The sequence below is a fragment of the Bacillus bruguierae genome (assembly GCF_037104725.1).
In the GTDB taxonomy this organism is placed as follows: Bacteria; Bacillota; Bacilli; order Bacillales; family Bacillaceae_G; genus Bacillus_A; species Bacillus_A bruguierae.
In genome coordinates, this window is record NZ_JBAWSX010000003.1 from 387,307 (window position 1) to 411,867 (window position 24,561).

A 24,561-nucleotide genomic window follows, 5' to 3' on the forward strand; every position below is an offset into this window, starting at 1 on the left:
TTAATTCGTTTCACAATGTATCTCCCATAATCTGTGGATAGTTACTGCATCATGTTCGATTATAATTTCGTATACGTCTGGGTTACTTAAGCTTTTCCATGTGGAAAAACCGATGTTTTCGTCAAACATTCTTAAAATAAGTGTGAATAAGTTACCGTGTGTAACGAGCAGTGTTACTTTTTGTGTATCATCTTGTAATATGCTGTGGATAAGTGATCGGACTCTCTCCGTCGCTTGGCGTGTAGATTCTCCGCCAGGAAAAGTGATATCTATGTCTGTAAATGTTTGCTCTAGCATTTGTAGCCAATTACTCATTGGGGCGCCGCTCAGTATACGCTCAGTTAACCGTGCATCCTCTTGAATAGGGAGCTGCATATGTGACGTGTAAGGTGTAATGGATTGAACAGCACGAGTAAAGGGACTAGAGATAATATTTTCGATAGGAAGTCGTTTTGTAATGAGAAAATTGGCAAGATCTTTTGATTGTTGCTCGCCTATTGCTGTAAGCGGGGCATCATGTTCTTGTCCAGTTGCCATGCAATGGCGGACAACAATTAATTTCTTCATAATTCATTCCTCTTTTCTTTAACAGGAAGTAATAGTTAACTGCTGGTATGTGCTCCGTTCGTTTCACTTTATATAGACGAATTTGTACGTACTTCGACAAATAGAGTGAGAAATCCTCTTTTTTCTAATTATTGGGAAGTTGGGTGAGGTTTCTTACAAAATAAAAAGCTAAGCCGAGCCGGCTTAGCTTGCATGTTCTAATGTAAATTTTGTTTTGATGTTACGAATAATCATGTAAGCACCGATACCAAACAGTATCATAAGTCCCTCGATTACGAACAAACTGATTTGCCCGCGTTGGTAAAGTGCTGCAAAAAAGTCAGTAAACGCATGAAGGAATACTGCTAATCCTACAAACATGTACTTTTTCTGCTTTACCCCGTATAAGACAAGCAATGTAAGAGCGATTTGCATAATAAAAGCAACGAGTCGCTCTACGCCACCAAATAAATAGAGGTAAGGCGGATTATGTACTAATGCGTCTTGGACAGAGCTGAGTTGTGGTACTTTCTCAATCATTTGGGCGAAGGTACCGTTATTAATTGCAAAAGCGAATACAAGGGTTTGAGCTCCAGTAGTTGCTCCGATTAATAATGATTCAATTCCCCCGTGACCAATTCCGTAAGCGAGACCATCTTTATATTCCTGGTACTTTTTGAGTAGAAAGTAAAAGGCAATAAAACGTCCAAGTTCTTCAAAAATGCCAGCTGTTAATCCACCATATATGGCATAGATAAACGAATTTTTTAACAGTGGAGCTGTCGCTGGATTCCCCAATATAAATACATGTAACGTTTTCTCTAAAATTTGTGAGAATCCGATAAAAAATACAATTCCGACACCGACAATTTTGAAAGAGATTTTATACTTTTTCCGAAAATAAATGAGAGCACTAATCGGAATAAGAACACAGATAATGATTTGGACGATTATACTTCCAATTGCTGCATTTGAAACCATAAATTTCACCACTTTCTAATATATATATTCTATATTATGCCTGAAAAACGGTGAAATGTTTAGGGAATAACCTGAGATTATCTTCCCAGGTTATTTGATTCGGCAATACTTTACTTCAGTGTATTAGGCATTGTATCCGTTTGTGTATTATTTAAGTGCGGGTTTTTGCTCATTTCACGTTTAAGCATATCAAGTGTTTGAGCATATTCTTTATCGTTTAATGTGCCTGACTTGAGTCCTTGAATTTGTGATACTAATTTTTGTTCTGTTGATACATATGCTTTGTAATAGCGGGGAACGATAGACAGTGCTGTTTTTTGTACTTGATCAGCAACTAAAGCTGGGTCTGTTGTGTTTGCTCGGTAGACAATAAACACTTCGTCATCGGTTACAAGTGTTGCGGCGTTCATGACATCTGGTAGTTTGACGGTTAAATCTGTAATCATTTCAGCTAATCGTTCCTTGTTAATGGTACCAACTGGGCGATTGGATACTTCATCTTTTTGTTTATGAGAATAGCCAACCCGTGTTAGCATTCGGTTTGGTACGTCCTTCCCGTATAAGTCTTTATGTTCTGACACGAGTACACGGCTTCCTTCTTCACGTTTCATTTCCGCTTTCTTTGTTTGACATCCAGCACAGATGGAAAGAGTGAGAAGGGATAAGAGCAGTTGTTTTTTCATGATTGTTTTCTCCTTATTTGATGTAAACACGATTGGTTCAACTAACCTTTTGGAGAAGAGCGTTCCAAAAGGAAGTTTCACTTTACCCCGCTCTAACGGGCAGTAATAGTTAGAAAAAGCAAAGAAGTGTTAACTGCCCATAAGAGCCCGATTAGTTCAACTAACCTTTTGGAGAAGAGCATTCCAAAAGGAAGTTTCACTTTATAGCATTTCCCACTGAGAAGGTTTTTTGTATTTGAAATTGTTGGTTTTAAGGCTTTATGATACGATAAAAAGAAGAAAGAATAGGAAAGGGATTGGAAGATGGAGCAAAAACAGGAGATTCGCACTACAGTTCATGTGAATAATATCCACTATGAAGTAATAGAAGAGAACCGAAATGGATTTAATGAAGAAGCATTTAAAGCTCGTTATGCAGAAATTTTAAATAAATATGATTACATTGTGGGCGATTGGGGCTATGATCAGCTTCGTTTGCGCGGCTTTTTTGATGATAGTAACCAGCGTGCAACGTATGATACAAAAATTAGTACGTTATCTGAGTATTTATATGAGTATTGTAATTTTGGGTGTTCGTACTTTGTACTGAGAAAAGTGAAGAAGTAAAAAGAAGGAGCTGGCTTTTAAAAAGTCAGCTCCTTCTACTTTTCGATATGATTCAAATTACATATATATAGAAATACAGTCACCAGCTGCAAGTTTGGCATTTGGTTTAATTTGTTGACCGTTTAGTTGAATAGCTCCATCTTTAATTTTTTCTGTAATTACTGTACGGCTCCATTCTGAAATATAGGTTGCCAATACTTTATCGATGCGAAACACTCCGTGCACGGATTCTAAGAGAATGGTTAGTTCAGTTGTTCCCCCATTTTGATAGGGCGTAATTGAAATGTTGTTTAGTGTTTCTTGTCTTTCTTCTTGAAAGGTGTCGACTGTTTCCACGTGCTCAGAATGCGTTTTATAAATGTGTAACTTTTTATTCCACGTATGTCCTTTTGCACATTTGTAAATTGCAAAACGGTAAATGTTTTTACCGTTCGCGTTATGCCTGCGAATGTGCGTATCAGTAAAAAGAGCTGTGTGACCACAATTTTTACAATGTTTTTCAACAGTTGTCTCTAATTCCGTTTTATATAAGTTCCAAAAAAGTTGTACGTTCTGCATTTTCCTTCACCTCGTATTTAGATAAAGGAACGTGAGACATCTATTTGGATGTCTTGCGGTATGAAATATAGAAAAAAGAGAAAAATAAAAGAAGGTTCCCTTGTGAGGAACCTTCGTAACAATCATACTGCAGATGTGCTACGTTCCTTTGTAATGGGAATTGGGCAGACTACTCCCTTGAAAAAAGCGTTGTGCTTTTTTGAGAGTAATGCTATCCAGTTGCTGATCCATTACAAAGTAAATGTTGGCATACGTAGTGTGACATCCTTTCTATCCAAATAGATTTGTCGTTAGTATAACACATTAAACTGAAAATTCAAAACAAATAACATGGAAAAATCACCAGCTCTATTACAAGCCGGTGATTTGGATTACATCAGTTCAAATAAAAATGAGCGTAATTCTTCTGCGTTTTCTTCAGAAATCGAAAATGCATGTTCTAAGTAGCCAGGTTCTTCTAAATCGTCACGACCGATAATTGCAAATTTATTGCGCTGCATATCAAGGACGATTGTTTTGCCATAATGACGATCGGAGTACAAAAGCGCTAAATCGTGGCGCTCGTTTTCTCCCATAAAGCTTACGAAACGCGTTTTTGTTTCTACTGTGTCATCGTAAAGAAAAAAACGTTCTTCCATGAACATGACTCCTTTTTAAATATCTAAATTTAAGTGTGGTTTATGATCTAAATGGTGGTGCGTTTTAATAAAGCGCACTGTTCTTGTTTTATAACGCATAACGATCGAATATGTTTCAGCTAAATCGCCGCCAAGGAATTTCACACCGTCTAATAACTCGCCAGCAGATACACCTGTTGCTGAGAAAATTGCATCATCACCGGATACTAAATCATCTAGCATTAGCAGTTGACGTGGGTTTTCTAAACCCATTGCAAGGCAGCGTGCTGCTTCTTCTTCATTCATTGGAACGAGACGTGCTTGCATCTCTCCGCCAAGACATTTCAGCGCAGCGGCAGAAATAACGCCTTCTGGGGCACCGCCGGTACCGATAAATAAGTCGATTCCTGTGCCTGGAAGAGCTGTTGCGATAGATGCACCAACATCACCATCACCAAATAATTTTACGCGTGCACCTTTTGCCCGAACACGGTTAATAATTTCTTGATGACGTTCACGTTCTTGGATGATAACTGTTAAGTCACGAATTTTTTTATTGTTTGCTTCTGCTACAATTTCAATTGTTTTTTCAATAGGATCATCTAAGCTAATTTTACCAGCTGCATTTGGACCAACCGCGATTTTTTCCATATACATATCAGGAGCATGTAGAAGGTTTCCTTTATCAGCGACAGCGATAACAGCCATTGCGTTTGCAAGACCTTTCGCTACGATATTTGTTCCTTCTAACGGGTCAACGGCAATGTCTACTTCTGGACCGTTTCCTGTTCCGAGCTTTTCCCCAATGTAAAGCATCGGTGCTTCATCAAGTTCCCCTTCGCCAATCACAACAGTACCTGCCATGTTAACAGAGTCAAACATTGTACGCATTGCAGTTGTTGCAGCGTCATCTGCCTCATTTTTCTTCCCGCGGCCCATCCATTGTGCTGATGCAAGGGCTGCTGCTTCTGTTACACGGACAATTTCTAATGCGAGTTCACGTTCCATTGTGACATTCCTCCAATTCCGAAAATCATACAAATATAACTATAACAAAGAACCGGAAAAAGGTGAATTCGAAAAATTGTCGATTTTTTTTGAATAAAGGGTTACAATTGGGAATGAAAATGCTTTAATTTCCAGGTAGGTGACATATATGTACTTTGTAGACCGTAAAAAAATTGAACAAATGTTACAGTGTTTAGAGAAAGTTGTTGCAGCATTTCAAACAAAGCAAGAATACAAGGGAGCGCTTGAGGAATATGCATTAGAGCGTATGGCGCATCTTATGATTGATTCTATTTTAGATGTAGGCAATGCCATGATTGATGGATTTATTATGCGCGATCCAGGTAGCTATGAAGATATTATTGATATTTTAATGGATGAAAAAGTTGTTACAAATGAAGAAGGAGAACATTTAAAAGAAGTCGTTCGTCTTCGAAAAATGATTGTGCAGGATTATGTAAGTATGAACCATACAGAAGTGTATCATACAGTGCAAAAACATATTGATATGATAAAACAATACCCTGTCAATATTCGCCGGTATTTGGAACAAGAGCTTGGTCCTGTATCTGCGTTTGTGGGAGAATAGATTATGTTTTAGCTCTAATGGACCATGATGTATACTGTCCGTTAGAGCTTTTTCGAAGGGAGTTAAGAAATGGGGGAAGCGGCACGTTCCACAAGAGAGGAAATTATTCAACTTTTGAAAGTAAGAGGAGAACAAACGGTTTCGTTATTAGCAGAAGCGTTGCAAATTACAGAGATGGCCGTACGTCGTCATTTAAGTAAGCTTGAGAAGGATAAGCTCATTGAAATGAAAATGGTACGGCAACATGTCGGAAGACCAATGTATGTCTACTGTTTAAGTGCAAAAGGAGAAGACTTGTTTCCAAAACAATATAAGCAGTTTGCAGTCGAAATGCTAGAAGATTTGCAGCGTATTGGCGATGAAGAACTTGTTAAGAAACTTTTGCAGGCGCGAACAGACCGTATGGAAGAACAATTGGCAAAACGTGTAAATCGAAAGGAAACAACATTAGAGCGCTTAAAAGAAATTGCAATCATGCAAGAAAAAAATGGGTATATGGTGCGCGTAGAACAAGAAAGTGAACATTCTTTCATACTACAAAAACAAAATTGTCCGTTAATGGAGGTAGCTGAAAAGTTTCCGCAAATTTGTCATGATGAGAAAAGTATGTATAATAAGCTATTGCCAACCACTGATGTAAAAGTATTATCGAGTATGTGCGTGGGAGACTGTTTCTGTTCGTATCAAATCATAGAAAAAAAATGAACATTATGGGACGCTTTTTGAAAAAGCGTTTTTTTCTTTTGGAAAAGAGGATACGATAAGAAGAGAGTATGTATCAAGAAGGAGTGACATCTGTGTATAAAGGCTATTTAATTGATTTAGACGGAACGATGTACCGAGGCGAAGAACGCATTGAAGAGGCGAGCGATTTTATAAAGGCGTTGCAAGAGCGTAACTTACCTTATTTATTTGTGACGAACAACTCGACGCGTAAACCAGAGCAAGTGGCAGACAAGCTTGTGCAGTTTGATATTCCGGCTACACCAGAGCAAGTATTTACAACAAGCATGGCCACAGCGAACTTTATATATGAAAGAAAACAAAATGCTTCTGTATATATGATTGGGGAAGAAGGTTTACGTGATGCACTTGTGGAAAAAGGATTCACACTTGTGGATAGTAATCCTGATTTTGTCGTTGTTGGACTAGATCGTGAAATTACGTATGAAAAATTGGCAAAAGCGTGTTTAGCTGTTCGAAACGGGGCAACATTCATTTCAACAAACGGTGATATTGCGATTCCAACAGAACGTGGCTTATTACCAGGGAACGGTTCCTTAACATCCGTTGTAGCAGTATCCACAACAGTAAATCCAATTTTCATTGGTAAACCGGAATCCATTATTATGGAGCAAGCATTAAAAGTACTCGGAACAACGAAAGAAGAAACATTAATGGTTGGGGATAACTATGACACGGACATTTTAGCAGGCATGAATGCGGGCATGGATACACTACTTGTCCACACAGGAGTCACATCTGTGGAAAAATTAACAGAATACGACGTGCAGCCAACGCATGTTGTACACAGTTTGACGGAGTGGATTGAGAAGATGTAAGAAGAGATAGGCAATCGTAAATGGTTGCCTATTTTTTATAACAAAAAATTCGTTTTGGTGATATATGTGGTCGAATTGTGTGAGGTTTTATTTCTTTCTTGCCAAGCAATTGGATGGTATAATATGGAACAAATGTAATGAGGAGGCGTATTTATGAAGTGCGCAAAAATGATGAGGGTACAAATTCAAGGGGAAAACGCATCATTTACCCTATAAACTGCGTGGTTCCCCTTTAATATGGGGGTATCATCCTAGTGGAAAAAGATTTACAAGAATTAAAGAATAGTAATATATCAACTACAGTAACCGATTTACCGAATTATGTGTTTACTGATGTGAAGAAGGCTTTTCTATGGCTTGGCTTTCTTGCTTTCTTTAGTGTATTGAACGAAATGGTTTTTAATGTAGTTTTACCTGATATCGCGAAAGATCTTGGTATATCACCATCTTTAGCTAACTGGGTAAATACAAGTTTTATGCTTTCATTTGCGATTGGATCAATCACGTACGGAACAATAAGTGATAAATATGGTGTGAAGAAATTACTTGTCTTTGGTCTGCTTGCTTATAGTGGTGGATCACTTTTAGGAGTGTTGGCACATTCTCATTTTTTGGCTGTAATTGCTGCGCGTTTTATGCAAGGTGCTGGTGCATCAGCAGTGCCAGCGCTTATTATGGTAATCGTTGCACGCTACATGAAATCAGAAGATCGCGGGAAAGCATTTGGCATAATCGGCTCATTGGTAGCTATGGGAGAAGGAATAGGGCCAGCTCTTGGCGGGACGATTGCTCATTATGTACAGTGGCCCTTTCTTTTTCTGATTCCGATGCTGACACTGTTTACTATCCCCTTTTTTCTAAAAGAACTTCCCAATGAATCCATAAAGGGGAAGAGGATAGATACTTTTGGAATAGTGTTACTGTCCTGTGGAATTGTCACATTTACTATATATACAACACAATATAATTGGTTGTATTTGGTGACTAGTTTTGTGTTGTTTGCAGGCTTCGCTTTGCATATACACAAGGTTGAACAACCTTTTATAGAACCAAGATTATTTATAAACCGAAAGTTTATATTGGGAGTTCTAACTGGTTGCGTTCTTTTAGGTACTGTGGCAGGTTGTATAGCAATGATTCCTTATATGATGAGAGATATACACCAACTGTCTGCAAGTATGATCGGGTGGGTTATATTCCCAGGGACGATGAGTGTAATGGTATTCGGCACTGTTGGTGGTAGCCTAGTTGATAGACGAGGAACTACATTTGTTCTATGGCTTGGCTCATTTTTCATTGTTGCGAGCTTTTTTATCATTTCATTATTTGCAGATCAAACACCATGGTTCGTTTCAGGTATGTTAATTCTAATATTTGGTGGACTCTCCTTCGTTAAAACAGTCATTTCTACGAGTGTTGCGGATGCTTTGGGGCCGAAGGAAGTCGGTGCAGGTATGGGATTTCTCAGCTTCGCCTGCTTTTTAGCAGAAGGACTAGGGATAGCGATTGTTGGTGGGTTATTAACAAAACATATTTTAGAATATCCGTTACTTTCCACTATAAAAAATGCGAAAGCGTACTTGTATAGTAATTTATTACTCGTTTTTATTGTTGCCATATTAACTGGTACAACCATCTATACAGTGGCTTATAGTCGAAGAAGAAATGAATTGTAATTGATGGTTAGAAGCCGAACAAAATGTTTGGCTTCTTTGTAATTGCTTAGTCAATCTAGGAAAGAAAGGAAGTGAAGTGTTTTTTAGTGGTCTGATCGCTATGTCCTATTGCGGAGCTGCTGGAATTATCATATGGCTCATTAAGAAATCCGCAGTTAAAATTGGGGATTTTATTTCGATGGAATTTCCATTCGTGATATTGAGATACATTCGTTAAGAGAAAATATCACTGTGCTTTTCCAAAATTTTATTCGTTATTTCTTCACAATTGAAGATAATATATCTTTTGGGAATGTATCAAACAAACATGACAAAGACAAAATTCAACAAGTTACTCACCAGGCTAATATCAATGAATATATAAAAAATCTCCCTAACATAAAAAGGATTTTCCGACAAATTCATCGTATATATTACATAAAATATACGGGGGGGCATATATGAAAAAAATACTTACAAATAAATTTGTCGAAATACCGATTCATCTCGTCTTATCGATAATCGTCATTTTCTTTTTAGGTACATTGCCGCAATTATTTATTGGTATGGAGCTTAACGTTCATAATTACATCGACTCTATTACATCGACATTTTCAAAACTGTTTGGCAATAAACCGTTAACCTATTATGGCCCTTATATGGACCCATCAAACGGGAGACCATTATTCCCGCAAATTCTCATACAGTACAAAGAAACTGCATTTGTTTTCTTGATGTCCTTACTAATTTCTGTACTCATTTCTTTCATCATCGTATACATCATTCTGCAACTATCAAAACGTAAACAAGAAAAAATAATGGTCTTTCTCGACTTTCTTGAGTCCATCCCAGATATGTTATTCATCCTCGGATTACAGTTACTTGTTGTGTATATTTACAAAAAAACAGATGTACTTATTATGAATATCGGAAGCATAGGTGATAAAAAGGTCGTTTTGCTTCCAATACTATGTCTTAGCTTACCTTCCATTATACTATTTGTAAAATTGCTTTTATTTTGCTTTGAAACAGAATTGCAAAAAGATTATATATTGTTAGCCCGTGCAAAAGGGCTCAGTAAACTACATATTTTAAATCATCACGTGCTACGCAATGTGTTACTGAGCATGCTTTATTTCTCGAAAACAAACATATGGTTTATGTTATCGAGCTTATACATCATTGAATATTTTTTTAATATCCCAGGCACTTTTTTATTCATAAAAGATTACGGCATTCCTGAAGTGTTTATCATTTCAATGCTACTCATTTATATACCAATTTTTACTATCTTTAAGTTGTTTCACATTTTCATTCCAGACGAATTGAAAGGAGAAGCATAACATGTGGCGTACATTAAAAAAGGATAAATCTTTCATTGTTAGTGTTTCCTTTCTCCTTCTTTTCGTCCTTGCAAGCATCGGAAACTCTATCTTCATGGACGGAGAAGTTCGCCAAGTGTCGATACGATTTGATGAAAATGGAAAAGTAGAAGCAGCACCGTTTCCTCCTTCTCTAGAATTCCCAATAGGTACAGATAAGAAAGGTTATGATTTATTGCACCGCGTCATCGAAGGAGCAAAATGGAGTATTGGCGCTGCCTTTCTCATCGCAGTCATCCGCACCATTTTTGGGATTGGGATTGGAATTTTTATTGCTTTTTATATAAAGCGAACTTTTCGAAATCTTGAAGCGACATCTGATAGCTTTACCGTTATTCCAATGACACTCATCGCTTTTTTTATGCTAGTGAATGTATTGCAGTTTGCGAACGGCGAAATACCTCCGCCCTTTTATCAACGCATTTTCTTTCAAATGATGGTTCTTATCGTTCTAGCACTACCGACGCTGTCTTTTTATTTTGCAAATGAAACGAAGAAACTGCTGTCTGAAGCATTTATGCACGCTGCTCGTACACTTGGCGGTAACAAGTGGCACCTTATCAAGATACATTTATTTCCGAATTTACGGCCACTCTTCATGATTGTCTTAATGCAGCAATTTGTACAAGCTTTAATCCTCTTCGCACATCTAGGCGTATTAGAGATTTTCTTTGGTGGAACCATTGTCTTCTCTGGCGGTGAATCTGAATCCGTCAGCAGCGAATGGTCTGGGCTTATCGGCTTATATTTCCGCTCTTTATCAGTACATCCTTGGATTCCACTGGTACCGATTGGCTGTTTTACCCTTACTATTATTGCGGGGAATACAATTGTACGCCGCATGAAAGTAGCGATGGAGAGGCAATATCAGCCAAAAGAACAAATAGATGAACACGACAAAGATCAACGGGTAACTATAACAGCGAATTCATTTACATTTTACAAAGAAGGTTAAAAGCTGTATCTGGGGTTCTGTCCCATCGCTATCGACCTACTAAAATAAAATACCCCTTAAAATGAAAAAATACGCTATTCTTTCTGTAGAACCATAGGAAAGGATGGCATTTTTTTATGGACCTCTCGCTTTCTGAAGAATTACATCTATTCTTACAAGAATTACAACGCTTTCTATCTCCAGTAGTCCTACAAGACATCGCCAGACAAGTTGGCTTTGTAAAGCGATCTAGTAAATATCAAGCAAACGAACTCATTAGTCACAGTACAAAAATCAAGGTGTAGATAGGGTTTCACACCGTTAGCTTGATGGGCATGCGGCAGGATTCCTAGAGGGAAAGCAAAGAAGATGCTTTGCATAACAGGAATTCTTTTCGTGTGAGCGAATAGGTATAAGGAAAGCGAGGAGAACATACAAATGAACATTCATAACCTTACAATCGAAGAAGCGGAAGAAATCAATACATGGCAATATGAGGCCCCGTATGAACTGTATAGTTTTACTGGGGAAGATGAAACGTTAAAAGAATTGCTTGATGGTACATATTACGGTGTTTGTGATGAGCAGGATAAATTCATAGGTTATTTTTGTTTTGGGGATAACGCACAGGTACCAGGCGGAAGAGATGCGAAGTTATACACAGGTGAGCGCGCTATAGATATCGGACTTGGGATGAAACCAGCATTAACAGGAAAGGGGCTGGGGATATCTTTTTTACAAGCAGGATTGCAGTTTGCGAAGGATGAGTTTAAGCCAGAGAAAATTCGGTTAAGTGTTGCGGCTTTTAATGAGCGGGCCATTCATCTATATATGAAAGCAGGTTTTCAAAAGAAAGTGTCTTTTGTGAACAGAGGTAGAGAGTTTCAGCTTATGGAGTATGAGGAGAAATAAATAAGAAAACCAGCTCTTTTTATATAGAAGCTGGTTTTCTTGTTTTTGTATTATTCAGCATGTGCAGCTCTATGCGCCAAACGACTTGAAGCAGCAGCAGCGATCGCTCCAACGATGTCATCAAGGAATGTATGAACTTTACCTGTTGATTTATCGTTTAAATATTGTAAAATACCTGGCTTTAATTTATCGATATAGCCAAAATTTGTGAAACCGATTGAGCCGTATACGTTGACGATGGATAAGGCGACAACTTCGTCTACTCCGTATAATCCTTCATCGCGGTGGATGATGTCTTGAAGAGGTGCACTTAGTAAACCTTTTTCGGCAAGAACATCTAATTCAATTCCTGTAATGAGGGCATTTTGTACTTCACGTTTGGATAAGACACGTTCTACATTATAACGACATTCTTCCATTGCTAAATTTGGATGATATTTTTTTTGAAGAAAATGAACGAGTTCTGCAATATCGTCAATTTTTACACCGCGTTCTTGTAGTAACTGTAATGCTCTTTCTTGTAGTTCATTTCGTTGTGTCATGTTTATCACCTTTTTTTCTTTTTTATATTGTATACGTATAGGTGTATGATGTGCATAGGAATGAAATTCAATTAAAGGCTCATATATATATAGAAAAAATGTAGGTGGCGAGTACGATGATTCAACATATTTATGAGAACTATCATATACACGTCAAAGAATTTACACCTCTTGGTCCTTATAAAAGCTTTTGGGTTCGTAATAAAATTTATGTGCTTCTTCCTGCCGGTCATTTGCAAGAAGAAGAGCTTGTTGAAATGAAAAAATTAAGTGATTATATGAATCAGCAAGGTGATATTACCGTTGCGACGTTTGTGCCAAACGTACAAGGTTATTATGTTAGTGAGATAGAAGAAACAAATTATTGTTTGTTAAAAGGAATACGCACGTTAGAGCGTAATGTCATTTCATTAGGAAGTGAGTTATCGTTATTTCATAAGCGCGGTGCATTCTTTTCAGAAGAAATTGAACATCTCAGCCGAATTGGTGAATGGAAGTCGCTCTGGGAAAAACGATTAGATCAACTCGAACGTTTTTGGCAATCTAAAATAGCAAGTCACCCTACTGATGTGTTTGAACAATTATTTATTGAATCTTTTCCGTACTACTTAGGTCTTGCCGAAAACGCGATTCAATATGTAGTAGATACAGAAATTGATGATAATCCTCAACCTACTGATGCCGCAACAATTTGTCAGGAACGATTTACGCCATTACTTTGGCAGCAAACGAAACGATTAAAGCTGCCAGTTGATTGGGTATATGACCATCCAAGCCGTGATTTAGCCGAATGGGTACGTCATATTTCTTTTGAAAAAAGAGAGAACTGGGAAGAAACGATTGTCCAGTTCTTAACCGACTACGAACGGAACTATTCATTATCTTCGTTTGGCTGGCGTTTATTATTTGCCCGTCTTCTCTTTCCGCTTCATTATTTTGAAACCATTGAAGGTTATTACTTAACTGGAAATGAAACGCAAAAATATGTATACCAAGATCGGTTAGAAACGATTTTGCGGCGTGTAGATCAATCGGAACAGTTTCTTCAGCAGTTTTATGATCTTATTCGCTTACCTATTGATAGGTTAGGAATTCGCAAGATTGACTGGCTTACGTAATATGCAATTTTGAAAAAAGAGACCATGGTGGGTCTCTTTTTTCTTTAGCGGCTAGAACAGTCGATGGATTCGCGTCTTCCGTCGAGGCAAAAAGCGCCTCTATGTCAGAAGCTCCATCCCCCTCCTGTTCTGAGCAGGCCGCTTCCGCTTTTAAATTAAAATACTTGTTCTACTTCAATTACACCCGGTACTTCTTCTAAAAGAGCACGCTCGATACCAGCTTTTAATGTGATTGTAGAACTTGGGCAGCTACCGCAAGCACCTAGAAGGCGTAATTTAACGATACCGTCTTCGATATCTACTAATTCTACGTCACCGCCATCGCGAAGTAAGAATGGGCGTAATTTATCTAATACTTCTACTACTTGTTCGTGTAAGTTTTCGTTTTCCATTTTTATCGACTCCTTTCATCAGTTTTATTATAATCAAGATACAGGGGAAAATCTATTTTTAATATCTTTCTTATATTGTCAAGATAGTTTATGGAAGTTTCCTGCTTATATGTGACAATAAGATGTGGAAAGAAATGTGTGTGCAAATGGGGGAGAAAATATGATAAAAGTTAGTGTTTACGGCGCGAAAGTTGTATGTGCGAGCTGCGTTGGAATGCCGTCTTCAACGGAAACGTATGAATGGCTGCAAGCAGCAATCGGACGAAAATATGAAGGACAAGAAGATAAGTTTCATTTTGAATATGTGGATATTCATGAGGAGCAAGAGGAGGAAGAAAAACGAGCTTTTGCTGAGCGTGTTATGGAAGAAGACTTATTTTATCCTGTTGTTCTTGTGAATAACGAGATTGTCGGAGAAGGAAATCCTCGCTTAAAGGATGTATACGAAGAAATTGAGAAATATTTATAATATAACTTATCACTCACAGAGCTCTTGCAACTTAGACTACAAATCGCAAGGGCTTTTTCTGTGCTTTGGAGGATGAATGAGATGAAGAAGGGATTTGTAATAGGGATTATAGGGCTTTTTCTAGTTAGCAGTATTGCTTGTATGAAAGAGGATGCAGCAGCAATTTACTCATTAGCAGGTTGGCTGGGCGTCTTTTTCTTAGCTAGTGCAGTATTTCTTTGTATAGATGGATTTATTTTAGGAGCAAGGGGGACATTTGCCTCGGCAAAGCCAACGCGAAAAGAATCCCGCTTTCAATCTGCTAAAACGAACGCATTTGCAGCAATTCCTAATATGACAGCAGCGTTAGGAGTATACTTATGGCTATCGTAACGGAGCATTCTATACCAAAAGAAGCAAAGTTCTTATTAGACCAATATGTGAACGAACTTCAAAAAATCATTTCAAAAGAAAAGCTAATTGGTGTGTATTTGTATGGTTCATTAGCATTAGATGCGTTTCATCCGGAAACGAGTGATATTGACTTTGTAACGGTGATGACAGAACAAGTCAGTGAAGCAGAGAAAGTGAAAATACGTGAATTACATAAGAGGCTTTATACACATGACCTTGGTAAACGAATGGACGGGATGTATATTCCGCTTGGTGATGTAGGAAAGCAAAATCATGAGATGTCACCGTATCTATATTGTTCAGATGGAAAAGTAAATGAAGGCTATTGGGACATTAATTCTGTGACGTGGTGGATGATAAAGAATTGTGGTATTACGATTTTGGGTCAAAAAGCAGACGAGCTTCCATATGTAGTAACGTGGGATGATGTTGTAAGCACAATGGAATACAATGTGGAACAATATTGGAGTGAGAAAGTAAAGCGTCCATATTTATTTTTATCTACAGAATGGGTAGAGTTTGCAGTTGTGACAATGGGACGTATTATATACACGCTAGAGATGGAACGGATTGTTTCTAAAGATGAAGGGCTGCAATATATGATGAAATGTTTTAAAGAATGGGAACCGCTTCTTCAAGATGTGTACCGGGTACGTCAAAAAGAAGGAATGAAACCATCTTTATCGAGATGGAAACGTGCTAAGATGACGAAGCAGTATTTATTATTTGGGATAGAGGAATGTAAGAAGAAGTGTAGAAAATAAAAGAAGTTCACATTTTTTGTGAACTTCTTTTATTTTTTAACCATTATGATGTTTGTACATCCAAAGAATACCTGACTTTAAAAGACGCGGTACGCGGCCCATTAATGGCTGATTTGCGAGTAAACCGAATCCGTGTTTTTTCCCGAGAGAACCGAGAACACCTTTTAGTTTAATAACAGGTAGCTCTTCTGGTAATGCTTCATTGCTCCAACGTTTTAATAATATTTGGACAATTTGTTCACCTTGACCTTCTGCAAGCTGTGCAGATGGTGCATGTGGCAGCGCAGCACAGTCACCTAGCACATATACATTCTCGTAATCTGGAATATTATGATACTTTGTTAATACAACCCGACCACTATTATCATGCTCGACAGGTAGATTACGAACGATTTCACTCGCTTGAATGCCAGCTGTCCATACAATTGCGTCACATTCAAGTGGTTCATCGTGGTTATACACAATAGTTGGTTCTACTTTTGTAATGTTCGAGTTGCGAACAATTGTAACATTATGCTTCAAAAACCACTCTTCTACGTATTTACTTAATTTCTCTGGGAATGGGAAAAGAATGCGATCTTTTCGGTCAAATAAATAAATGTTTAAGTCTGGACGGCTTTCGCGAAGCTCACTTGCTACTTCAACACCGCTTAGTCCAGCGCCTACAACAGCAACTGTTGCATGTGGTTCTAAACCATTTAGTTGTTGATATGTTTGACGAACTTGCTCAATGGATTGAAGGCTATATGTATTTTCCTTCGCTCCTGGAACGTTGTGATAGTTATCTTCACAGCCAAGTCCGATAATTAAGTCATCATAATTGACAACTTCACCGCCCTCAAGATGAACAGCTTTGTTTTCTAGATCAACGTTGGTTATAGTACCATATTGAATATTAAGTCGTGGATGCTCTGGAAATGGAATGCGAATATGCGTTTCAGAAATCGTTCCTGCCACTAATGCGTAGTATTCTGTTTTAAAACAGTGATACGGTACCTTGTCGATTAATGTCACTTGAACATCATCTGGAAGTTGGTTGCTCGGAAGAAGACGCTGTAAAACTCTCATTCCACCGTAGCCGCCACCAAGTATTACGAGGTGCTTCATGATGGATTACCCCTTTTCTGTTGAAATATCCCCTAATCATAAATTTTTATATTACAAAAATATTTTGACTTTACTCATTAAAATTATATCGAATTTAGAAGCAAATAACAATGCGTGAATACATACTCTGTTGTACAATAATAAGAAAGTGGAAGCGATATCACCGAATATTCTATATAAATACAAAAACAACAAAGACCATTTTTGGGGGTGGACGAGAGCATCGGGTCGTGCATAGAAGTGGTCAGATCCATATTCTACCACATGCCATGTTTAAAACAGAGGGAGCGAGCGAGTGGAGGTCATGTGTATTTTGCATAGCAGCGACTTATGTGTCGAAAAATTAAAACGGATATATATAGCTGCTGGGACTGGATAAGAAGAAAAGTGGAAGTGGCTCATTCAGAATTAGTAGAATTATGGAGTTTCCTGTCAGTAAACGCTTTTTATTAAGAGTTAACAAATGAAACGATTGAATATTTTAATCGTTTTTGCTGGATTTAGACAAACATCTTAGGCTTACTGTTATAAAACAAGCTTTGAAATAGATATAGGGGGGAATTAAGGTTGATTAAACCGTTAATTGAATTTTGTGTTAGCAACCTTGCAAGCGGTGCGCAAAAGGCACGTGAACAATTAGAGAAAGATCCGAATTTAGATGTGATTGAGTATGGCTGTCTTGGGTATTGCGGCGTTTGTTTTGAAGGGCCGTATGCGCTCGTAAACGGTGAAGTTGTAAAAGGTGAAACACCGGATGAACTTGTGAAAAATGTATACGATTATTTAGATGAAAACCCGATGTTTTAAGGTGCTGCAACGAGGCAGCGCCTTTTCATTTGAACGCATAAAATCACTTCGAAAGAACAGGCTATAACAAGTGCAGCAGTTGCTTAGTATATAGACAAAAAAGAAAGCCCTTTTTTGAAGGGCTTTTTGCTTACACAATATGTGTAAGTACGACATTGTTACACCAAAATTGTCGTTGAATATGAGAAACGGGGGACATTCTTATTGTTTTCCAAAAGCGCTCATTTTATACTTATAACAATCAAAAATTTTGGAGTGAAATAATATGACACAACTTTCTTTCACAAAAATGCACGGACTTGGGAATAATTATATTTATATAAATATGTTTGAAGAACAAATTGCAGAAGAGCATCTTGCAAAAGTTGCTGAAAAAGTATCGGACGTGAATACTGGAATTGGTTCCGACGGAATGATTTTAATTTGTCCCTCTGACATTGCTCCTGTGAAAATGCGTATTTTTAATAAAGACGGTTCAGAAGGAAAAAGCTGCGGGAATGGACTGCGTTGCGTTGCAAAGTACGCATATGAGCATAAATTAGTAGAAGAGACTGTTTTTATGATTGAAACGTTAGCAGGAATCGTTACAGCAGAAGTAAAAGCTGAAGATGGAATTGTAACCTCGGCAACAATTGATATGGGAGCACCTAGATTAAAACGCATTGATTTACCGATGTTAGGTGAAGGAGAAACACCATTTATTCGTGAAGATTTCCTTTACAGTAACCACCGTTACACATTTACAGCTGTCTCAATGGGAAATCCGCATGCTGTTATTTTTGTAGATGATATTGAAGAAGCACCGCTTACAACATTAGGACCTGTATTAGAAACACATGAGATGTTTCCGGAAAGCGTAAATGTAGAATTTATTGAAGTACTGAATGATTGTGAAATGCATTTTCGTGTATGGGAACGCGGTTCTGGCATTACACAAGCATGTGGAACAGGGGCATGTGCTGCGGTTGTAGCTGCAATCTTAAATAGAAAGATGAAGCGCGGACAAGAAATTACTGTTCATTTAGCAGGCGGAGATTTAATGATTACATGGACAGAAGAAGGAACAGTTCTCATGAATGGTCCAGCAGAAGTCACTTGCAGCGGTGTATATTATTATAAGATTGAAGAGTAAAGATGTATAATAGAACGAGAGAAGAAAGGAAGGAAGGTGAATTCTATGATTACTGTAACAGAACAAGCAGCACATCAAATTAAAGATATGTTAAAAGACGCTGAAGAAGGAGAAAGATACGTTCGCCTTGCTGTACACGGCGGTGGATGTAGCGGTCTTTCTTATGGCTTAGGATTTGAAAGAGAACCAAATGAAGACGATACAGTTCTTGAATTTTTCGGTGTTGAATTTGTTATTGATAAAGAAAGTGCTCCAATTGTAAAAGGAGTAAAAATCGATTATAAGCAATCAATGCTTGGCGGTGGATTTACAATCGACAATCCAAACGCAATCGCATCATGCGGCTGTGGATCATCGTTCCGCACAGCGACGAATGCTGGTAAGCCTGAGGAATGTTAACATTAGCTAATATTTGTGTAGTGCGCATCTATAAGGATTAATAATACCGACCTTCTTGACGGTGAATTACAATATTCATTCGTTAAGAGGGTTTTTATTTTGGATGGAACGAAAGAGGGAAAATGGCGAAAAAAGTAGAAATTCGAGTGTTTTTGTTGTTATTTGCTTATTTTCATGTTACTATAAAGTCAATTATATAGAAGAGAAGATGGTTTGTCTTTTTGAATTAACAGAATTTTCAGAAAATAATTGTGTAGTTTTTTCCATTTCCTCTTTCTTGTACGTCTTTACCCAAAAAAATTTTTTTTTGCACCTAACGAATATAAACGATCAAAAGCACATATGCCTATTTAGTATTTTAAAAATTGGAAAACATAACGAACTAATAAATTTAAATAACGTAATATAAAATTAAAGGAGTTTTAGAGGACGAGTGTATTATCCCCCTTACAAAAAATTAGGGAGGTATAGAATATGGGAATTTCTACACTACTATTAAATGCATTTATTATTATAATTTGTATCCTTAGTTATCAAGTATTTTGGTTAGATAAAACAGAAAAAAAAGCACGTAACAACATACTCATTTCTTTTCTTTCATCGGTTGCAATTGTTCTTTGTATGACATTCCCTATTCATTTACATGATGGGTATATTTATGATTTGCGTTTTATTCCTATTCTTTTAGTGCTTCTATATGGAAACACAAGAAGCGTTATTTGTATAGGTATTGTATATATTGCTTATCGATTTTATTTAGGTGGAAACGGCTTTTTTTCATCAGTTATTATATATACTGTAATTACAGCTATTACGACAATATTACGTTATTTTCTACCCATTTATTTTAGGAGAAAAAAGGTATTGTTCAACACATTATTGCTTTTGATTTGTACTAGTTCTTTTTCTATCTTTGCGATAATGAATCAAATTGAAATAAATGGTAAAATAGAAGCTGTTTTTATTGGATTTTTGATTAATTATGTAGTGGTCAACGCCTTCACAGGATTCTTGTCTGTTTATTTAGTAGAGGGAATGATCGAGAAATTTAAAATGAAAGAAAAAATTCAAAGAGCTGAAAAATTTTATACAGCTAGTGAATTAGCTGCATCGATTGCACATGAAATTCATAACCCGCTGACTACTGTATATGGATTCACTCAATTGTTCCGTGAAATTGAAATTTCAAAAACATCTCAAGATGAGTACTTGAAAATTATGTTAATGGAATTAGAAAAAGTACAATTGATTATCGATAATTATTTATCTCTCACAAAACCACAACATACGATAAAAAAACCACTAAATATAAGTTGTATTTTTCGGGAAGTAACAAATATTATTTCACCACTAGCGTTTTCATACAATGTTGAAATAAAGAGAGATATTCCAGCGTGTTTGTATATAAATGCGAATCCTGAAAAATTAAAACAGTGCTTAACTAACATTTTACAAAATGGAATTGAAGCTATGAAAGATGGTGGAGTATTACAAATTCGTGCACAAGAAATTAAGGGTAATATTGTAATTGATATTATTGATTCAGGAATTGGAATGTCTCGAAAAGAAATAAAGCGAATTGCCACGCCATTTTATTCAACAAAAGAAAAAGGAACTGGGCTTGGTACTATGATTGCGTATAGCATTATTAGAGAGCTAAATGGAGATATAGAAATAGAGAGTACAAAAGGAAAAGGAACATGTTTTTCTATCATTATACCTTGTTAATCAAAAAGAGCGTCCAAAGCTGGACGCTCTTTTTGATTAAACCCTTTTTTACTGGCCATGCATAGAAGCAGTCAGGGTCTGTTTCTACCATGTGCAAAGGTAAAAACAACGGGAGAAAGTGAGTGTAGGTCATATTTTGTTCTGCATAACGGCGGCTTATATGCTGGGAGATCAAAATGGATTTATTAGGCCTCACCATATCAAAAAAAGAAAATTGCACGTTTATACATATTTTGGAAACAATTTAACTAGTACTCTGTACGCTAAGTGTAAGGATAATTAAAATATGAGCTAACAGGGGTACCGTCACATCGCTATCAAGCTAACAAGACAAAATACCCCCTAAAATGAAAAGACGTTATTCTTTCTCATGAATCATAGGAAAGGATGGCGTTTTTGTATGTCTATTTCTGTATCCGATGAATTGCAGCTATTCGCTCAAGAAATTCAAAGTTTTTTATCCCCAAATACCTTACGAGATCTTGCTAAAGATGTTGGTTTTGTGCAACGAACCAGTAAATACCAAGCAAAGGAATAATCATATGGTTTCTTTGCTTTTTCGATTTGATTACGTGTTTCATATTGTTTCCCCTTGCCAAATTGTTTTTCTTAATGGTATCATGTTTTTTCGTGAATAAAATAAAAACGGTGAAACTCTCGCCTTTCCTGATTCCTTTATATCTTATAATAAAAATAATCTAAATAAACGATAAATTTCTTTTCTTCATCAAGAAAAAGGGAAACGGTGTGACTGGTCGCAAACGGTAGATGTCGTGTGGAATCAATGTTTTGAAAAGAAGCGGCTATTTTATGATTGTAATCGGAAGCGTCGTTAGCTTGTTATGGAGAAGTCCTTATACAACAATTGGAATCGTGACGCTTATGATTCTATGTATGATTACAATCGTTTACAATGTAGAGAAAAAGTTAAAAGAAAGGGAGAAATCAGATCCCAACAAACAATCTTAAAACGATTGATTTGAAATGGTTATATAGAAAGAGGTGAAGTATCGATGATGGTGATGACAGCTCTATTGTTATTGCTTCAAAATAGTTTGCACACAGAAAATGGGAATACCATGAAACCGATTCCAATTACCGCGGTGCATGTCGCAAATAAATACGAAAAATGGGACGGTGCAGGGCGAAAGCGTTTCGTGCAAACAAATAGGGTATTCACAAGTAATCCTGCTACCCAAATAGCGGCAAAACAAACAAAAGAAACAAAAAAAACAAACGTAGCACTCGGAAATTTACAACATATGATTTACAACAATCAATCTTCTTACGGAGTAGAAGGCACGGCAGAAGCAAATACGCCTGTTCACATTGAAGTGACAGATGCAGATGGAAAACAAGTTTCTGCAGACGTTACAGCAAATAAAGAGGGACTATTTCAAACTTCGATCAACGGAAGCAGGTTGAAAAATGGGAACGTGCAAGTAAAGGCGGCGGCAGGTGAACAAGCTGCCCTCAAAACGGTAGAAAAAGATGGTACTTTTTATGAATTAAACAAAAAAGAGCAAGAAAAATGGCATATTTCAAACGATGGCACGCATCCGATTGAATCGACAAAAGGAATGAACGATGCACTCCAATTCGCAAAAGCAAATGCCCTCAAAACATTCAAGGTTCCAGCAGGAACGTACATGGTAAAAAAAGAAAATCCTGCTTTGTCGAATGACCCTTCCGCGTGTATCAATATGGTTCCGAATATCACATTCTGGTTAGATGAAAATGCTGTGATTCAAAAAGAAACAAACGCAAGAGAAGTATATTCAACTGTATGTGTTGGGTACGGCGCCGACAACGTCACATTAAAAGGCGGGACGTACAAAGGTGATAAAGATACGCATGACTATTCGAAAAAACAAGGACCGAGTTTTCCTGGTACGCATGAAAATGGAATAGGCATTTCTGTATATGCGGCCAAAAACTTGACAATTGACGGCGTTAAAGCAACAAACTTCACAGGTGATGGTGCGGGTATTGGTGGGAAAGGAACGTTATTGCAAGACATCTATCCAGATCATTTTGAATCGGGTTCTCTTGATAAAAATGGAAACAAAGTGGCAGATCCAACGAAAATTAGATTGAAAGCACCGATCTCATTCACAAAGGACATCCTCAAAACAGAACCTTATTTTGAAATGCCAAATGCAAAAAATTTGCCGTATCTCTATGATGTCTATTTTTATCAAGCAGATGGTTCCTTCTTATCTAGCTACAGTGTCAATACCGGAAAAGAAGTGGTTCAAATTCCAAAATCTGCAGCGTCCTTTAAAGCGGTGTTTAAAAAAGCAAATACGAGCGGTGTATACGGGGAGTTTTGGAGCAAGGCATTAGCAACGAATGTGACCGTAAAACATTCTGACTTTTCCTTTAATCGGCGTCAAGGCATCACAGTGGGAGGCGCGGACCATGTAACCATCACAGACAGTGTCTTCCATGATATTAAAGGTGTTGCGCCTGAGTCTGGCATTGACGTAGAGGGCGGATACGGTGAAAACGGGATGATGAACAAAAACATCTTCATCAAAAACAACAAATTCTACAACAATAACAAATACGATGTCATTTTATATGATGGACATGATGGGGTTGTTGAAGGGAATCACTTCGGATCAAGAGGGAAAATCGGTTTAGCTGTTTCCGAACCATTCACAAATGCATATATCAAGAATAATACATTTGATGCCAATAGTATTTACGCCTATCACGATATCACGTTTGAAGGAAACAGCATAAAGGATGGACTGATGAGCATCACAGGACCTCGCGCGGTGGTAGACGGCATGACATTTGATAAAACGATGTTAAGTCTTTCAAGTCGTGTCCCGTTTGGAATCGAAGCGAAAAACCTTACATTAAACAATATGGATTTAAATGTGTGGGTCAACCCTGTTCATGTAAGTAATGTAACCATAAACGGAGGAAGAGTGAGCGGCCAAGCACCAGACGGAAGTATTTTTGACAACTTGAAAGTGCTCAATCACCCTGGCACTTCATTCGTACGAGGGACCTATAACAATTGCATATTTGAATCTAGTCCAACTGCGACTGGTGGTACACATGTCGACTATAACGGCACTTACACCTTTCAAAATTGTACATTTAAGGCAGCAAAAGGGACATTTAACGTCGGAAGCAAAGACGCAAATGTTACAATTCAAAACTCTCGATTTGATATCAATGGTGATACAACTGTACTCAATATCCCAATGGGGAAACAAATCAATGTTGTCAATAACACGATTACCTCTGGCTTACTGCCAGGGATGAACAAAGCGGTTATCAAAGTGGGAGACTATTGGAATAAAGACAAACCGTTCCAGGGCCAACAAGCAAACATCACTGGCAATACCATCACAACAGGTGCAGCGGTTGAAGGTATTAGCACGATTTACGGCGGCGTCAATGCACCAGCTTATCGCGTTCAAAACAACATCTTACACAAGGCATTTTTGAAGGTAAAGCCAAAGGATATTGTAAACGGGAATCAGGAGCTTCCGAATTAATTGAAAACACGTGGTGCACCTACACCGCGTGTTTTTTTGTTTTATGGATAGTGCAAAATCTTAGATTGATAGTGATGTAGCGGGACCCCATAGTTAAATATAAGTTTCTTCAACTCTATCCAACCATTCGTTTATTAGAGTGTTAAAAATTTGTGGTTG

Annotated in this window: 28 protein-coding genes and 2 pseudogenes; 21 read left to right on the forward strand and 9 right to left on the reverse strand. The window is 37.4% G+C overall.

The features are described 5' to 3' along the window. The 3 genes from WAZ07_RS08595 to WAZ07_RS08605 all read right to left on the reverse strand — a co-directional run bounded on the left by WAZ07_RS08595 (position 1) and on the right by WAZ07_RS08605 (position 2,210). Positions 1-567 (reverse strand): histidine phosphatase family protein, encoded by a 567-nt coding sequence (locus WAZ07_RS08595; protein WP_336472081.1) that lies wholly within the window; start codon positions 565-567, stop codon positions 1-3. Positions 568-750: 183 nt separating this feature from the next. Next, positions 751-1,527 (reverse strand): YhfC family intramembrane metalloprotease, encoded by a 777-nt coding sequence (locus tag WAZ07_RS08600; RefSeq protein ID WP_336472082.1) that lies wholly within the window; start codon positions 1,525-1,527, stop codon positions 751-753. A 110-nt stretch (positions 1,528-1,637) separates the two neighbouring features. Then, positions 1,638-2,210 (reverse strand): YhcN/YlaJ family sporulation lipoprotein, encoded by a 573-nt coding sequence (locus WAZ07_RS08605; RefSeq protein WP_336472083.1) that lies wholly within the window; start codon positions 2,208-2,210, stop codon positions 1,638-1,640. A 303-nt stretch (positions 2,211-2,513) separates the two neighbouring features. Between WAZ07_RS08605 and WAZ07_RS08610 the strand changes: the two genes are divergently transcribed. Next, positions 2,514-2,816, forward strand: a complete 303-nt coding sequence (locus tag WAZ07_RS08610; RefSeq protein WP_090918383.1) for a YutD family protein — start codon at positions 2,514-2,516, stop codon at positions 2,814-2,816. Between the two features lie 57 nt (positions 2,817-2,873). Here WAZ07_RS08610 and WAZ07_RS08615 read toward each other — a convergent pair whose 3' ends face one another. The 3 genes from WAZ07_RS08615 to glpX all read right to left on the reverse strand — a co-directional run bounded on the left by WAZ07_RS08615 (position 2,874) and on the right by glpX (position 4,999). Further along, positions 2,874-3,374: a cytoplasmic protein gene (locus WAZ07_RS08615; RefSeq protein WP_090918385.1), complete on the reverse strand. Its 501-nt coding sequence runs from the start codon at positions 3,372-3,374 to the stop codon at positions 2,874-2,876. Between the two features lie 371 nt (positions 3,375-3,745). Continuing rightward, positions 3,746-4,012: a DUF3055 domain-containing protein gene (locus tag WAZ07_RS08620; RefSeq protein ID WP_020063086.1), complete on the reverse strand. Its 267-nt coding sequence runs from the start codon at positions 4,010-4,012 to the stop codon at positions 3,746-3,748. Between the two features lie 15 nt (positions 4,013-4,027). Continuing rightward, a complete protein-coding gene (glpX, locus tag WAZ07_RS08625; protein WP_090918389.1) occupies positions 4,028-4,999 on the reverse strand; it encodes a class II fructose-bisphosphatase in 972 nt (323 codons plus the stop codon). 148 nt (positions 5,000-5,147) lie between these two features. Here glpX and WAZ07_RS08630 point away from each other — a divergent pair, with 148 nt between their 5' ends. From WAZ07_RS08630 to WAZ07_RS08665, 9 genes and pseudogenes are all read left to right on the forward strand, one after another. Next, complete coding sequence (locus WAZ07_RS08630) at positions 5,148-5,588, forward strand: DUF86 domain-containing protein (protein WP_090918391.1); 441 nt, start codon at positions 5,148-5,150, stop codon at positions 5,586-5,588. Positions 5,589-5,657: 69 nt separating this feature from the next. Then, a complete protein-coding gene (locus WAZ07_RS08635) occupies positions 5,658-6,293 on the forward strand; it encodes a helix-turn-helix transcriptional regulator (RefSeq protein ID WP_336472084.1) in 636 nt (211 codons plus the stop codon). A gap of 92 nt (positions 6,294-6,385) precedes the next feature. Beyond that, complete coding sequence (locus WAZ07_RS08640; RefSeq protein WP_336472085.1) at positions 6,386-7,150, forward strand: TIGR01457 family HAD-type hydrolase; 765 nt, start codon at positions 6,386-6,388, stop codon at positions 7,148-7,150. Positions 7,151-7,303: 153 nt separating this feature from the next. Then, positions 7,304-7,366 carry a tetracycline resistance efflux system leader peptide gene (locus WAZ07_RS26215; protein WP_413788878.1) on the forward strand — a complete coding sequence of 21 codons (63 nt, stop codon included), beginning with the start codon at positions 7,304-7,306 and terminating at the stop codon, positions 7,364-7,366. A gap of 107 nt (positions 7,367-7,473) precedes the next feature. Beyond that, a complete protein-coding gene (locus tag WAZ07_RS08645; protein ID WP_336472115.1) occupies positions 7,474-8,826 on the forward strand; it encodes an MFS transporter in 1,353 nt (450 codons plus the stop codon). A 440-nt stretch (positions 8,827-9,266) separates the two neighbouring features. Continuing rightward, on the forward strand, positions 9,267-10,148 hold the full coding sequence (locus WAZ07_RS08650; protein WP_336472086.1) for an ABC transporter permease subunit: 882 nt from the start codon (positions 9,267-9,269) through the stop codon (positions 10,146-10,148). 1 nt (position 10,149) lies between these two features. Continuing rightward, on the forward strand, positions 10,150-11,142 hold the full coding sequence (locus WAZ07_RS08655; protein ID WP_336472087.1) for an ABC transporter permease subunit: 993 nt from the start codon (positions 10,150-10,152) through the stop codon (positions 11,140-11,142). Positions 11,143-11,258: 116 nt separating this feature from the next. After that, a pseudogene (locus WAZ07_RS08660) lies at positions 11,259-11,402 on the forward strand (IS4 family transposase); the annotation flags it as partial. A gap of 157 nt (positions 11,403-11,559) precedes the next feature. Continuing rightward, positions 11,560-12,033, forward strand: a complete 474-nt coding sequence (locus tag WAZ07_RS08665; protein ID WP_336472088.1) for a GNAT family N-acetyltransferase — start codon at positions 11,560-11,562, stop codon at positions 12,031-12,033. Between the two features lie 50 nt (positions 12,034-12,083). Here WAZ07_RS08665 and WAZ07_RS08670 read toward each other — a convergent pair whose 3' ends face one another. Then, positions 12,084-12,575, reverse strand: coding sequence for a phosphatidylglycerophosphatase A family protein (locus WAZ07_RS08670; protein ID WP_020063076.1), 492 nt, complete (start codon positions 12,573-12,575; stop codon positions 12,084-12,086). Positions 12,576-12,691: 116 nt separating this feature from the next. Here WAZ07_RS08670 and yutH point away from each other — a divergent pair, with 116 nt between their 5' ends. Beyond that, entirely contained in the window at positions 12,692-13,693 is a 1,002-nt protein-coding gene (gene yutH, locus WAZ07_RS08675) for a spore coat putative kinase YutH (protein ID WP_336472089.1), read from the forward strand. A gap of 155 nt (positions 13,694-13,848) precedes the next feature. Here yutH and WAZ07_RS08680 read toward each other — a convergent pair. Further along, positions 13,849-14,067 (reverse strand): annotated as a pseudogene (locus tag WAZ07_RS08680) (NifU family protein); the annotation flags it as partial. Between the two features lie 178 nt (positions 14,068-14,245). On the opposite strand from WAZ07_RS08680, the gene WAZ07_RS08685 reads away from it, so the two are divergent. The 3 genes from WAZ07_RS08685 to WAZ07_RS08695 all read left to right on the forward strand — a co-directional run bounded on the left by WAZ07_RS08685 (position 14,246) and on the right by WAZ07_RS08695 (position 15,711). Further along, entirely contained in the window at positions 14,246-14,554 is a 309-nt protein-coding gene (locus tag WAZ07_RS08685) for a YuzD family protein (RefSeq protein ID WP_090918403.1), read from the forward strand. Positions 14,555-14,635: 81 nt separating this feature from the next. Beyond that, on the forward strand, positions 14,636-14,926 hold the full coding sequence (locus WAZ07_RS08690; RefSeq protein ID WP_336472090.1) for a hypothetical protein: 291 nt from the start codon (positions 14,636-14,638) through the stop codon (positions 14,924-14,926). Beyond that, on the forward strand, positions 14,914-15,711 hold the full coding sequence (locus WAZ07_RS08695) for a nucleotidyltransferase domain-containing protein (protein ID WP_336472091.1): 798 nt from the start codon (positions 14,914-14,916) through the stop codon (positions 15,709-15,711). Before WAZ07_RS08690 ends, WAZ07_RS08695 begins: the two co-directional genes overlap by 13 nt. A gap of 36 nt (positions 15,712-15,747) precedes the next feature. Here the strand turns inward: WAZ07_RS08695 and WAZ07_RS08700 are convergent, their stop codons facing one another. Beyond that, positions 15,748-16,818 (reverse strand): NAD(P)/FAD-dependent oxidoreductase, encoded by a 1,071-nt coding sequence (locus WAZ07_RS08700; RefSeq protein ID WP_336472092.1) that lies wholly within the window; start codon positions 16,816-16,818, stop codon positions 15,748-15,750. Between the two features lie 567 nt (positions 16,819-17,385). Between WAZ07_RS08700 and WAZ07_RS08705 the strand changes: the two genes are divergently transcribed. The 7 genes from WAZ07_RS08705 (at position 17,386) to WAZ07_RS08735 (ending at position 24,402) form a co-directional block, all read left to right on the forward strand. Beyond that, positions 17,386-17,625 carry a YuzB family protein gene (locus WAZ07_RS08705; RefSeq protein ID WP_090918412.1) on the forward strand — a complete coding sequence of 80 codons (240 nt, stop codon included), beginning with the start codon at positions 17,386-17,388 and terminating at the stop codon, positions 17,623-17,625. 265 nt (positions 17,626-17,890) lie between these two features. Beyond that, positions 17,891-18,757 carry a diaminopimelate epimerase gene (gene dapF, locus WAZ07_RS08710; protein WP_336472093.1) on the forward strand — a complete coding sequence of 289 codons (867 nt, stop codon included), beginning with the start codon at positions 17,891-17,893 and terminating at the stop codon, positions 18,755-18,757. Positions 18,758-18,802: 45 nt separating this feature from the next. Continuing rightward, on the forward strand, positions 18,803-19,156 hold the full coding sequence (locus WAZ07_RS08715) for a HesB/IscA family protein (protein ID WP_336472094.1): 354 nt from the start codon (positions 18,803-18,805) through the stop codon (positions 19,154-19,156). 474 nt (positions 19,157-19,630) lie between these two features. Then, positions 19,631-20,884 carry an ATP-binding protein gene (locus WAZ07_RS08720; protein WP_336472095.1) on the forward strand — a complete coding sequence of 418 codons (1,254 nt, stop codon included), beginning with the start codon at positions 19,631-19,633 and terminating at the stop codon, positions 20,882-20,884. Positions 20,885-21,284: 400 nt separating this feature from the next. Then, positions 21,285-21,422 carry a hypothetical protein gene (locus tag WAZ07_RS08725; RefSeq protein ID WP_336472117.1) on the forward strand — a complete coding sequence of 46 codons (138 nt, stop codon included), beginning with the start codon at positions 21,285-21,287 and terminating at the stop codon, positions 21,420-21,422. A gap of 272 nt (positions 21,423-21,694) precedes the next feature. After that, positions 21,695-21,853, forward strand: a complete 159-nt coding sequence (locus WAZ07_RS08730; protein ID WP_336472096.1) for a hypothetical protein — start codon at positions 21,695-21,697, stop codon at positions 21,851-21,853. 44 nt (positions 21,854-21,897) lie between these two features. Then, positions 21,898-24,402 (forward strand): right-handed parallel beta-helix repeat-containing protein, encoded by a 2,505-nt coding sequence (locus WAZ07_RS08735; RefSeq protein ID WP_336472097.1) that lies wholly within the window; start codon positions 21,898-21,900, stop codon positions 24,400-24,402. The last annotated feature ends 159 nt before the right edge of the window (positions 24,403-24,561 follow it).